Consider the following 11,986-nt stretch of genomic DNA (forward strand, 5'->3'; position numbering starts at 1 on the left):
CGACCGGCCCGGGAGGCCCTTGCGGCGGCGCCGCGCGTGGTCGGAGGCGTCCCCGGAGCCTTCTACGATGACCGCCATGAACACAGCTGGGGCGGAACGACGCCTCGTCGACGGACGCTTCGAGCTGCTCCAGCAGCTCGGTGGCGGCGGCATGGGCCTGGTCTGGCGGGCCCGGGACAACGCACTGCACCGCGAGGTGGTGCTCAAGGAGGTCCGACCGGCGGATCCGGCGATGGCCGCGGCCGACCCGGACGGCGAACGGGAGCTGCGCGAACGGGTGCTGCGCGAGGCCCGGGCGCTGGCCCGCCTCCAGCACCCCAACGTCGTGGTCATCCACCACATCGTGGACAGCCCCGAGCACCCCCACCCCTGGCTGGTGATGGAGCTGGTCAGCGGCGGCAGCCTGGCCGACCGGTTGGCGTACGGACCGCTCGGCGTGCCGGAGGCGGCCCGGCTCGGGCGCGGTGTGCTGTCCGCACTGCGCGCCGCCCACGCCGCCGGCATCCAGCACCGGGACGTCAAGCCCGGGAACGTGCTGCTGCGTCCCGACGGCACCCCGGTGCTCGCCGACTTCGGCATCGCCGCCGTCCAGGACGCGACCGCCCTGACCGCGACGGGCGCGCTGATCGGCTCGCCCGAGTACATCGCCCCGGAGCGGATCCGCGGTCAGGAGGGCGGCCCCTCCTCCGACCTGTGGTCGCTCGGCATGATGCTCTACGTCGCCGTCGAGGGCAGCCACCCGCTGCGCCGGGCGAGCACCCTGGCCACCCTGGCCGCCGTGCTCGACGAGCCGCTGCCGCCCCCGGTCCGGGCCGGGCGCCTCGGGCCGCTGCTGGTCGCCCTGCTCGACAAGGACCCGGCACTGCGCCCGGACGCCGAGCAGCTCGACCGGGCGCTGGCGGAGGCCGAGTACGGGCCCCGCACACTGCCGCTGACGCCACCCGCCCCCGCGGTCCGGCCGGCGCCGCAGGACCGCATACCCACCGGCTTCCCGGTTTCCCCCACCGCGGTCCCGCCGTCCGCACCCGGCGTCCGCCGCAGCCGTGCCGCGATCGCCGCGGTGGCGGCCGGCGCCGTGGTGTTCGCCGGAGCCGGGGCGCTGTACCTGAGCCGCTCCGGCGGCGACCCGGGCGCCGCAGGGGCCAAGGCCCCGAGCGCCGCGACCGGGGCCGCCGTCAGCGGAGCCGCCGTCAGCGGGCCCGCGAACCCGTCCGGCGCGTCCTCGCCCTCCGCCGCCGGCCCGGCCGTCTCCGCACCGCCCCCGGCGGCCTCGACCGCCCCGGCGAACCTGCTGACCCCGGAGGGCGTGCGCCGCACCGTCGCGGCCCTGCAGCCCTACGCGCCCGGCAACAAGGTCTTCGAGCTGACCGTCTACCCGGAGTACGCCATCGCCGAGGTCCCGACCTCGGCCGGCCCCAAGCTCTACGACCGGATCACCATCCGCGCCGGGAAGGTCACCAAGGAGGCCGGCGGGGAGGTGATCGGCGACGGCAAGGCCGTCGACCTGGCGCAGTACGACTGGGACGCGCTGCCCGGCCTGCTCCAACGCGCCCAGGCCACCCTGAACGTCCCCCAGCCGACCACCCGCTACCTGCTCGTCGACGCCGACATGTTCGACGACTCCCCCGCGCTCAAGGTCTACCTGGCCGACGACTACGGCACCGGCTACCTCGAGACGGATCCGAAGGGCACCACCAAGCGCAGCTATCCGCGCGGCTCCTGACCGCCGCTCAGGACGGCCGGACGCCCGCCTGCCGGAGCGCGGAACGCGCGGCCAGGACGCCGCACAGCCCGTGCACCCCGGCGCCGGGCGGGGTGGCCGCGGAGCAGAGGAAGACGCCGGGGATCCCGGTGGCGTACGGGTCGAGGGCGGCGCGCGGGCGCAGCACGGTCTGCAGCGCCGTGTTGGCGCCCGTGGAGATGTCGCCGCCGACGTAGTTGGCGTTCTCCCGGGCCAGCCGGCCGGTCGACGTGACGGCCGTGGCGAGGACCCGCTCCCGGAAGCCGGGCGCGAACCGCTCGATCTGGGCGAGGACCGCCTCCGAGGCGTCCCCCCGGTAGCCGTGGGGCACGTGGGCGTAGGCGTACACGGGGTGCACGTCGCCGCGCGATCGGCCGGGGTCGGCGAGGTACTGCTGCGCCACCAGGACGAAGGGGCGCTCGGGCATCCGGCCCGAGGCCGTCTCCCGTTCGGCGTGGGCGATCTCCTCCAGGGTGCCGCCGAGGTGGAGGGTGCCGGCCCGGCGGCAGTCCCGGTGGCGCCACGGGACGCCGCCGTCCACGGCGAAGTCCATCCGGAACGCCGCCGGGCCGTGCCGCCAGCGGCGGTAGGCGCGGTGGACCCGGGCGGGCAGCTCCGGCCCGCAGAGGTCCGCGGCCGCGCCGGGCGCGAGGTCCAGCAGGACGACGCGGAACGGCCACAGCTCGGCCAGCGAGCGCACCGGCCGCCCGGTCTCGATGCGTCCGCCGAGTTCGGCCAGCCGTGCCGCCAGGGCGGCGGTGATCCGGCCGGAGCCGCCCCGGGCGACCGGCCAGCCGCGGTGGTGGGCGGCCGCGAGCAGCAGCAGGCCGACGGCCGAGGTCAGCGGTCGGTCCAGCGGCTGGAAGGCGTGGGCGGCCGCGCCGGCGAACAGCGCCCGGGCCCGGTCGGTGCGCCAGCCGCGGGCGAGCAGGGTGGCGGGCCGGACGGCCCTCAGTCCGAACCTTCCCAGCGTCACCGGGTGCCGGGGCAGCCGCAGCAGCGGGCGCAGGGCGTCCCCGGCCAGGGCGTCGAAGTCCGCGCCCAGCCGGCCGAACACCCGCTGCCAGGCTGCCGCGTCCGGCCCCAGCGCGCGGGCGGTCTCCGCCACCGACCGCACCGCCACCGCCGCGCCCCCGTCGTCGAGCGGGTGCGCCAGGTCCACCTCGGGCCAGGCCCACTCCAGCCCGTGCCGGGCGAGGTCGGCGGAGCACAGCAGGGCGGAGGCCATCGCGAAGGGGTGCACCGCCGAGCAGTGGTCGTGCAGCAGGCCCGGCAGGGTGGCCTCGCCGCTGCGGGCGCCGCCGCCGATCCGTTCGGCCGCCTCCAGCACCGTGACGGTCAGGCCCTGCTCGGCGAGGGTGACGGCGGCGGCCAGCCCGTTGGGGCCGGAACCGACGACGAGGGCCTCGCTCACGCCTGCCTCCCGGGCGGTCGCCCGGTACGGCCGGTGCGGCCGCGGCGCTGGTCCCGGACTCGGACTCGGGGCCGGACTCGGACTCGGGGCCGGACCCGCGGCCGGGGCGCCGCCCCGGCGACCGGCACCGTCCGCCTCCTCAGGACTCCTCCAGCGGTGCGGCCTCGTCGGGCCGGAAGGAGCGGAACGGATCCTGCGCCGGGTCGTCGGCCTCGGCCCACCAGGGCTGCTCCGCGTCGTCGGCGCCGGCAGCGGTGTCGCGCGGCCTGTGGATGGCGCCGTGCAGGCGTTCCAGCACCTCGGGCGGCACGGACGCCGCGAGGTCGGTCACGGCGCCGGCCCGCCCTCCGGAGCCGCGGGCCTTCCGCCGCGCCCGGTCCGCCGGGGCGGCCCTCCGCAGCCCGGGGACACCGTCGACGCCGGTGGCGTCGTACCGGGTGCCGAGGCTCTCCGAGGCGATCCGCGGGTGGTCCCCCAGGGCGATCGGCGAGGACAGCACGATCTGGTGGCCGCCGAACGGGCCGGCCAGCACCGGCCAGGTCCGGTCGTTGCGGCACCGCTCGACGGCCCTGCGGGCCCAGTCCGGCGGGTTGGTGACCGACAGGAACCGGCCGTGCTCCAGGCCGAGCAGCAGGTGGACGAAGACCAGCGAGCGCGGCAGCGCCTCCTCCCGGCCGGCCCGCCGGGCCGGCGTCCAGTCGGAGGTGTTCTCCACCACCACCGTCAGGCGCTGCGCCCGGTACGGCCCGGGCAGTTCCTCGGCCCGCACCCGCACCAGGCCGTCGACCTGTTCGCACCGCCGCACCAGCCTTCCGACGGCCGCGCCCTGCCGGTGCACCAGCTCCGTCCTGCCGACACCCGGCAGCCGGAACGCCCGCTGCACCCCTTCGCCGCTCAGCTCGTCGATGTCCAGCAGGAGTTCGATCCGCTCCTCGACGCCCTCGTCCCGCTCGGGGAGGGCCCACTCGGCGACTTCCCGACCAGCGGGTTCCCGACCAGCGGGTTCCCGCCCGGTGGGGGGCCGCTCGGGGAGATCCAAACGCTCCGCGAGGTCGAACCCGCCGACCTCGAACCCGCCGGTCTCGACGGCCCGCTCCACGGTGCGCCGCTGGACGCGCAGGAAGCGCAGCTCGACGGCCAGCCGGTCGTCCCGGCGCGCCTCCATCACGCACTCGGTGCGCTGGTGGGAGTGCTCGCCGCCCTGCGCGGTGTACTCGGGCGGGACCAGGACGCCGAACTGCCAGCGCAGCGCGTTCCCGGCTGTCGGCTCCCCGTACGGGTGGAGCGCGTAGTCCTCCAGCAGCACCGCGTCGGCGATCTGCCGGGCGGCGGCGAAGCCGCGCTCGATGCCCTCCGGGTAGCAGTTCGCAGGCTCGGCCCCGCCCGCCGCCGCGGTGGCCTGGATCTCACGCATCGTCGCCTCCCGGAAGGGCGGGGCCGGTCGGGAGCGGCGGGCCGGGCGGCGCCGCGGTGGCGATCTCCTCGCTGCTCGGTCGCCGCGCGGCGGGCGGTGGCACGGTGCCGCCGTCGGTCGGTGCAGCACCCATCAGGACGCCTCCTCGGGTTCTCGGGACGGGGTCGTGCGGAAGGGCTCGGATCAAGTCATAGCAACGGTCCGGGCGGGTCGCCCGGTCCGAACGGTCGGGGTGGGCGACCGGGGGCGCCGGCGGGCGGGAGCCTCGGGGTCGGGTGCGCCGGCGGAGTCCGGGGTTCCGCGCTGCACCGTCCGGAGTAGCCCGGCGCCCCGGCCGCCCGCCGCCGCGCCGGACCGTGGCGGACCACGGCGGATCACGGCGGACCGCGCCGGATCAGCCGACCGTCAGGGTGCCGTGCATGAACGGGTGGATGGTGCAGATGTACGGGTGGGTGCCCGACTGGGGCACGGTGAAGGTCCCGGTGGCACCGGCCGCGATCGTCCCCGTGTCGAAGGACTTGTCGGAGGCGGTGAGGGTGTGCGGGACGGAGTCCTGGTTGACCACCGTGACGGTCTGACCGGGGCTCACCGTGAGGGCGGCCGGCTCGAACGCGAAGTTCCTGATCGTGACCTGGAGCGCGCCGCTGCTGCTGGGCACGGGCGACGAGGCGGTGGCGGCCGGGGAGGTGACCGCCGGGGAGCTCGCGGCCGGGGAGCGCGCGCCGGTCGTCGCGCCGCCGGAGGGCGTGCTGGAGCTGGAGCAGCCGGAGAGGACGACGGGGATCAGGAGCGCTGCTGCTGCCTGGAGTGGCCGGGGGGTGATCACGGACGGGCTCCGTTCGGAGAGGGGCTCGACGGGGGTGGCGGCGCGATGACGGGCCGCTTCCGTTCTCCTGCGGCGCGCGCCCGGCCGCAACCGGGCCGGGCCCCGGGACGGCCCGCCGGTTCACGCGCGCGGGTGAACCCGGGTGAACCCGCGGCGTGGCCTTGACCCGGACCGGCGGTCGGGGGCGCTCCCGCCACTCGTTGCCCGTCCGCCCCTTCGCGGGGCGGCGCGGACGGTGGTGTGCGAAGGGGTTGTGGAGATGACGGCCCCACGGGGTGCACGGAAGCGCTTCGGGTAGGCGTCCCGCAGGTGTGCCGGCCCGTCCGGGGGCCGGTCCGTCGCGATCGAAGGAGGCCGAATCGATGCAGACGTCCACGGTCCGCCCGATGCCCGTCACGTTCCCCGAGAGTGCGCTGCCCGACGTACCGGTCGACGCCGAACTGCGCTTCGACACGAGCCTTCCGTACGCGGCCTGCCTGGCGTTCCCGCTCTCCCCGTGCCAGTGCACCGACGACGGCGCCCGGGTGTGCTGGTACTTCAGCCGGGAACTGCTGAACGAGGGCCGTCACCAAGCCGTCGGCAGCGGCGACGTGAAGGTCCGTCCGGGCCCGGACGGCGAGGTCCTGATCACCCTTCGGGGGCCGACCGGCAACGCGGCCGTGCTCAGCGCCCCGGAGGACGTGGTCACCGCGTTCCTCTCGGAGTGCTTCGCCCTGGTGCCCCCCGGGTCGGAGTCCGACCACCTCGACCTCGACGCCGCCGTCACCCGGCTCCTCACCGCCGACTGATCCGCCCGCCCGGGGGGGCGTTCCGTAGAATCCGCAGGTCGTACCCGCCCTACCCACTCGCCTGCTGGAGGCCCCGTTGGCGCCCAACCCCGGGCCCGGTGTGCTCACCCACCTGGAGACCCTGCTCCGCGAGACGCCCCCCGACCGGAGCGGGGCGCTGTGGCGACTCGCCGAGGAGGGGCGCCAGCTGGACGCGAACATCGTCCGGCTGGCACCGCACGCCGAGGTCGCCGAGCACGTGGAGCCGGACCTCGACGTCCTCGTCCAGGTACTCGGCGGGAGCGGCCGCCTGGAGGCGGACGGCGGCCGCCAGCCCCTCGCCCCGGGTGCCACGGCCTGGCTGCCGCACGGCGCCCAGCGGGCCCTGGCCGCCGGGCCGGAGGGACTCCTGTACCTCACCGTCCACCGCCGCCGGCCCGGCCTCTCGATCCGCTCCGTTCCGCTCCCGTAGGCCGACGGCGCCTGCCGGGCGCGTTCCCCGGGTGCCCGGGTGCCAAGGTGCCCTGGTGCCGGGGATCCAGCTCAGCCGTCGTTCTCCGCGGAGGGCAGGTACGCCCCGGGCACGTCGTCCGGAGCGAGGACGGCCGACTCGCCCGGGTAGGGCGTGGTCCAGCCGTGCGTCTGGTACCAGGTCAGGTGGTTCATCTGCGCCGGGTTGGCGCGGTCCGGTGCGGCGTTCGGCCCGGTGAGGCGCTGCTCGGCCTTCCAGGCGTCCCACTGGTCCGCGACGGCCCGCTCCGCGGCCGGCGGTGCGGTCGTCACCGGGGCGGCCGCCGCAGCGCGGTCCTGCGCCGCGGGCACGTCGACGCCGCACGCGGGCGGCGTCTTCAGACCGTCGGTCAGCGGAGTCCGGTTGGGCACGGCGGTGAACGGCGTGAAGTCCGGTTTGTCGGTGAAGGCCGTGGCCATCGGGGAGGCCGCGCTGTCCTTCTGGTTCATCGGGTGGATCCCGAGGATCTGCTCGATGGTGCGGATCACGGTGATCTGGGAGTAGTAGCGGCTGTCCACGGCCCCGTGCCGGGCCCAGGGGCTGATGACCTGGATCGGGGCACGGTGGCCGTCCACGTGGTCCAGACCGGCCTGGGAGTCGTCCTCGACCACGAAGACCGCGGAGTCCTTCCAGTACTCGCTGTGCGAGATCTCGTCGACGATCCGGCCGACCGCCAGGTCGTTGTCGGCGACCTGCGCGGCCGGGCTCGCCGGGCCGCCGGTGTGGTCGCTGGACAGCCACAGCAGGTTGAGGTCGGCCGGGCCGTTCTGCTCGAAGTCCCGCTTCCAGATCTGGTACCGGTACTGGTCCGGCACGTCGAGGTCGAACTTGGGGAAGCCGGGCACCGACACGTCGTTCAGCGAGGGGATCGGCGACGAGGACTCCAGCGGGTAGGCGGTGTCCTGCCCCTTCGCCTCCATGTTCTTGGCGTCGCAGTACAGGTTCTGCCAGGTCGCGCCCGCGGGCTTGGTCAGGAACTGGTGGAACTCGCCGAAGTCCCGCACGTCCTGGCCGGCCGCCTGGGCGCCCGTCCACAGGAAGCCGGAGCGCTGGTGGCCCAGGCCGTCGTCCTCGGTGTCGTAGCTGCGCTCGTACTCGCCGGCCGAGGACTCGGTGTACTCCGGGTTGTCGGCCTGCATCAGCCAGTTGTGGCCCTCGGCGGAGTTGGTGCCGATGTCGTAGGTGTTGTCGTAGAGCCCGAACTGCTGGGCCAGCGCGTGCTGGTTGGGCGTCACGTTCGCGCCGAACTGGGCCAGCCGGGGGTCGCCGTTGCCCTGCGCGAGGTCGCCGAAGAGCTGGTCGTACGTCCGGTTCTCCTTGACGATCAGGAAGACGTGCTTGATCGTCGACGGGTCGCCGATCCGCGCCGGCACCGGCACCGGCTCGGCCTTGCGACGGTCGGCGGTCCGCACCGAGCCGTCGGTCCAGCCGTTCTGGCGGAAGACCTTGGCGGTCTGGGAGCGGATCTCCCGGTCGCCGGGCAGGGTGAACCGGGTGATGCTGGCGGTGGTGTCGTGGGTGTTGTGCGCGCCGGTGCTGTTGGGCCGGCGGGCGTCGACGCCTCGGGTGTTGGAGACGACCACCGTGGATCCGACGGTGGTGATCTCGGCCGGGAAGTAGTCCGTGGGCAGCAGGCCGACGTAGCCGACCGGCTCCTGCGCACCCCCGTAGCGGTAGACGGCCACCGCGTCGGCCCGGCCGAGGGTCACCAGCAGGTGCCCGTCGTCGGTGAGCGTCACGGCGGTCGGCTCGTAGCCGACCGAGGCCTCGGGCCACGGCTTGGTGGAGATGCGCTGGACGACCTTGCCGCGGGCGGTGTCGACGACCGACACCTCGTCACTGCCGGTGTCGGTGACGAACAGCACGCCGTCCTTGGCGTACAGCACCGTCGGGTGCAGGCCGACCTCGATGGTGCCGACGGCCGCGGAGGGGTCCGCGAGGTCGATCACGCTGACGGTGCCGGTGGTGGTGGCGCCGGTGTCCGGGTCGGCCACCACCTGGGTGCCGTAGGAGTTGATGGTGTCGTCCTCGGGCGTGGCCGGGCGGCCGCCCTCGTTGCTCACGTACAGCTTGTGGCCGACCCGCACGATGCCGCGCGGCGCGTTGCCCACCGTCCAGCTCCGGCCGATCGCGCCGGTCGCCGCGTCGATCGCCACCACCCGGTTCTGGCCGTTGACGGCCGCGTACACCGTCGAGCCGTCGGCGGAGAACACCGCGCCCGAGGCCAGCGCGTGCTTGGCGCCGTCGGCCGGGATCGCCACCGTCACCGGGGCGGACAGGGAACCGTCGGGGTTGACGGTGAACCTGGTGTAGCCGTTGAGCTGGCCCAGCCACAACTGGGAGCCGTCCGGCGAGTAGACCGGGGCCTCCTGGCCGACCGAGCCGTCGGTGAGGTGGAGGTCGTCCCCCTTGGCCTTGCCGATGCGCTGCTGCACCCGGCCGGTCTTCAGGTCCACCACGACCAGCGAGGCGTCGCCGTCGGCGACCGAGGCGGCCAGGTGACCGCCGTCCGGGCTGACCCGGGAGGCCATGACCTTGCCGTTGTCGATCTCCAGCCGGTCGCCGTACGGCGCGAGGTACTGGTCGCTGGAGATGACCTGCCCGTCGGCGGTGACCTGGCCGACCCGGTCGGTGCCGAACTGGTGGGTGGCCGCGAAGGCGGTGCCGGTGGCCACGGACACCGCCGTGATGCACGCCGTGGCGAGGGTGGCGCGGCGGCCGGCTCGGCGGCCGGAGAGGACGGGGTGTTCCTTCGGGGAGCGTCGACGACGCGTCACCTGCATGAGGTCAGTCCTTCGGTGAGGGGGTTGCGGTCGCTGCGGGCATCGCGGCCGTCGGGTGTGTAGCGGTCGTTGCGGGCGTCGCGGCCGTCGGGTACGTAGCGGTCGTTGCGGGCGTCGCGGCCCTCGGGTGCGCCGCGGCGGCCGGATCCGGCGCGGCGGAGAGCAGCCCGAGCCGGCCGTCGAACTGCCACAGCGGGTTCGGCGCGTCCCCGTCCGGGGTGTGCACCAGGAAGTAGCCGTTGACCTCCTTGGGCCCGTCCCCGTCCGCCGTCAGCCGGCCGTCCGGGGCGACGTCCACCTGGTAGACCGCCGTCCCCGGTGCGGCCGTGCCGGGCAGGTGCCAGGTGACGACGCAGCGCCAGTCGTTGCCGGGCCCCTCCGGATCGACCTGGCCGTCGCCCCGGTCGCAGGCCGCCGTGACCCTCAGCTGCTCCTCGGAGACGGCGGGGCGGTGCAGCTGCTCGGTCTGCAGGCGGTACAGGTGCGCGAACACGGTCGCGACCGACCGCTGCACCTTCGCCTGGGTGATCCCGGAGCCCGTCGAGGGTGCGGCCACCGCGACCGCGCCGAAGGTCAGCGCGAGCAGCCCGGCGAGCGGCAGCACCCCGGTCGCGAGCGCGCGGCGCCCGGTGCCGTCCTCGCTGCCGTGGGTGAAGTCGCGCCGCACAAACAGCCGGTAGGCCGCGACGGTCGCCACCACGGCCCACCCCAGGCTGACCGCGACCGCGATCAGCGGCTCGTCCAGCCGCGTCGGATCGGCGAACAGCCCGTCCCAGGCGACGAAGGCGTAGCCGGGCAGCGCGAGGCGCAGCGCCACCGGCAGCGGCAGCAGTTGCGCGAGCTGCATCGCGACCGCCGCCAGCGCGGGGACCAGCAGCCCCATCGGCGAGCGCCCGAGGACGACGGAGCCGAGCAGGCCGATGGCCGCCAGTGCCAGCGTGGGTGCGAGGGCGATCCCCCAGGCCAGCAGGACGTTCGCGGCCGCGTCCGACGGCGCCAGGAGGTGCCCGTCGATGCCGACCAGCGGCCGGTTCCCGACCGCCGCCAGCCCGCCGACCGTGCTCGCGACCACGAGCCCCGCCACCAGCAGCACGATCACGGTCGCGCTCGCCAGCGCCTTCGCCGCGAAGATCCGCCGCGGGGAGCGGATCGCCACCAGCAGGTGTCGCCAGGTGCCGAGCCGGTCCTCGGCGGCGAACACGTCACCGGCGACCACCGAGGTGAGCATCGGCAGGGCCCACGAGCCCGAGAATCCGAGCACCACGAGCGGTCCGGCCCAGCCGGTCGCATGCATCCAGCGGCCGAACAGCGTGTCGGAGGGCAGCGTGCCCTGCTGGGCCACCGCGGCCGTGAACAGGCCGGGTACGGTCCAGCAGGCGAGCATCAGCAGCCGGATGCGCCACTGGGAGACGAGCTTGACGAGCTCGAAGCGGTAGACCCGGCCGACCGGCACCCGGCCGGCGGCCGAGGCGTTGGTCGTGGTCGTGGTCGCGGTCATGCCCGCCCCTCCTGCCGCTGTTCGGTCAGGGCGAGGAAGGCGGCCTCCAACGGCGGTACCACCGGCGCGACTTCGCGCACGCCGATGCCCGCGAGCACCAGCTCGGTCACCAACTCCTCGAGAGCCGGCCCCGATGCCCGTACGACCAGCGCCCCGTCGGCGCGGCGCGGCCCGGGCTCTGCTAGGGCCCGTACGCCGGCCGCCCCGGCGGCCACCCGCCGGGCAGCCTGCGGATCGGAGGTGACCAACCGGTGCTCCAGTTCGCGGCTCTCGGCCGCCAGTTTCTCCAGCGGGCCGGAGAAGCGCACCCGCCCGGTCGCGAGGATGGTGACCTCGTCGCACAGCGCCTGGAGGTCGTCCATCCGGTGGCTGGACAGCACCACCGTCACCCCGTCGTCAAGAAAAGCCCCGCACCCGGTCGTCGGCGACGTCCGTGAGACCGACCTCGGCGAGGACGTCGTCGATCCGCCGGCCGCGGGCGTCCGGTCCGTGCAGCGCCGCCAGCGCGGCCAGGTTCCTCCGTGCGGTCAGCGCGGGGTACAGTCCGGGGCCGTCCACGAAGCCGGCCACGCCGTGCGGCGCCGCCAGGGCCGGCCCGACCGGTCTGCCCAGGACCCGCAACTCGCCGCGATCGGCGACGGCCAGCCCGAGCAGCAGCCCGAGCAGGGTCGTCTTCCCGGCCCCGTTCGGCCCGGCCAGCCCGTGGATCCGGCCGGGCGCCAGGTCCAGCCCGACGTCGTCGAGCGCCACGACGTCACCGAAGCACTTCGTCAATCCGCGAGCCCGTACGGCGAGTTGTGTGTCGTCCATAGCCCCTTCTCGCAGTCCACCAGGGAAGGTAGGACGTTGACGGGGCGCTGACAGGAGCGGGTGGTTGAACACGGGTGGAACAGCAGGCGCTCGGCGGGCCGGTCCGACGGCCGGGCCTGTCCCTCAGCTCCGCCGACCGCCGGGTCCACCTCCCGGCGCCGCCGGCCGCCGGGCCTGCGGAGCGGACGTCTCCGGCCCCGGCCCGGCGACCGCCCGCCGCCC

At 75.4% G+C, this 11,986-nt stretch carries 8 protein-coding genes and 1 pseudogene; 3 read left to right on the forward strand and 6 right to left on the reverse strand.

The window, feature by feature from the left end:
• Positions 1-76: 76 nt before the first annotated feature.
• Positions 77-1,723 carry a serine/threonine-protein kinase gene (locus ABT247_RS00600; protein WP_350735666.1) on the forward strand — a complete coding sequence of 549 codons (1,647 nt, stop codon included), beginning with the start codon at positions 77-79 and terminating at the stop codon, positions 1,721-1,723.
• 7 nt (positions 1,724-1,730) lie between these two features.
• Here ABT247_RS00600 and ABT247_RS00605 read toward each other — a convergent pair whose 3' ends face one another.
• From ABT247_RS00605 to ABT247_RS00615, 3 genes are all read right to left on the reverse strand, one after another.
• A complete protein-coding gene (locus tag ABT247_RS00605; protein ID WP_350735670.1) occupies positions 1,731-3,155 on the reverse strand; it encodes a phytoene desaturase family protein in 1,425 nt (474 codons plus the stop codon).
• Between the two features lie 139 nt (positions 3,156-3,294).
• A complete protein-coding gene (locus ABT247_RS00610; RefSeq protein WP_350735673.1) occupies positions 3,295-4,569 on the reverse strand; it encodes a hypothetical protein in 1,275 nt (424 codons plus the stop codon).
• Positions 4,570-4,963: 394 nt separating this feature from the next.
• A complete protein-coding gene (locus tag ABT247_RS00615; RefSeq protein ID WP_350735676.1) occupies positions 4,964-5,395 on the reverse strand; it encodes a cupredoxin domain-containing protein in 432 nt (143 codons plus the stop codon).
• A gap of 362 nt (positions 5,396-5,757) precedes the next feature.
• On the opposite strand from ABT247_RS00615, the gene ABT247_RS00620 reads away from it, so the two are divergent.
• Together ABT247_RS00620 and ABT247_RS00625 are read left to right on the forward strand one after the other, a co-directional pair.
• Complete coding sequence (locus ABT247_RS00620; RefSeq protein ID WP_350735679.1) at positions 5,758-6,183, forward strand: SsgA family sporulation/cell division regulator; 426 nt, start codon at positions 5,758-5,760, stop codon at positions 6,181-6,183.
• Between the two features lie 76 nt (positions 6,184-6,259).
• Positions 6,260-6,634 carry a cupin domain-containing protein gene (locus ABT247_RS00625; protein ID WP_350735681.1) on the forward strand — a complete coding sequence of 125 codons (375 nt, stop codon included), beginning with the start codon at positions 6,260-6,262 and terminating at the stop codon, positions 6,632-6,634.
• A 71-nt stretch (positions 6,635-6,705) separates the two neighbouring features.
• Here the strand turns inward: ABT247_RS00625 and ABT247_RS00630 are convergent, their stop codons facing one another.
• The 3 genes and pseudogenes from ABT247_RS00630 to ABT247_RS00640 form a co-directional block, all read right to left on the reverse strand.
• Positions 6,706-9,456 carry an alkaline phosphatase family protein gene (locus ABT247_RS00630; protein ID WP_350735683.1) on the reverse strand — a complete coding sequence of 917 codons (2,751 nt, stop codon included), beginning with the start codon at positions 9,454-9,456 and terminating at the stop codon, positions 6,706-6,708.
• A 4-nt stretch (positions 9,457-9,460) separates the two neighbouring features.
• Positions 9,461-10,954, reverse strand: coding sequence for an ABC transporter permease (locus ABT247_RS00635; protein ID WP_350735685.1), 1,494 nt, complete (start codon positions 10,952-10,954; stop codon positions 9,461-9,463).
• Positions 10,951-11,764 (reverse strand): annotated as a pseudogene (locus ABT247_RS00640) (ATP-binding cassette domain-containing protein). The gene ABT247_RS00635 and the pseudogene ABT247_RS00640 overlap by 4 nt, the downstream one beginning before the upstream one ends.
• Between the last annotated feature and the right edge of the window lie 222 nt (positions 11,765-11,986).

Source organism: Kitasatospora sp. NPDC001539 (genome assembly GCF_040298565.1).
Lineage (GTDB): Bacteria > Actinomycetota > Actinomycetes > Streptomycetales > Streptomycetaceae > Kitasatospora.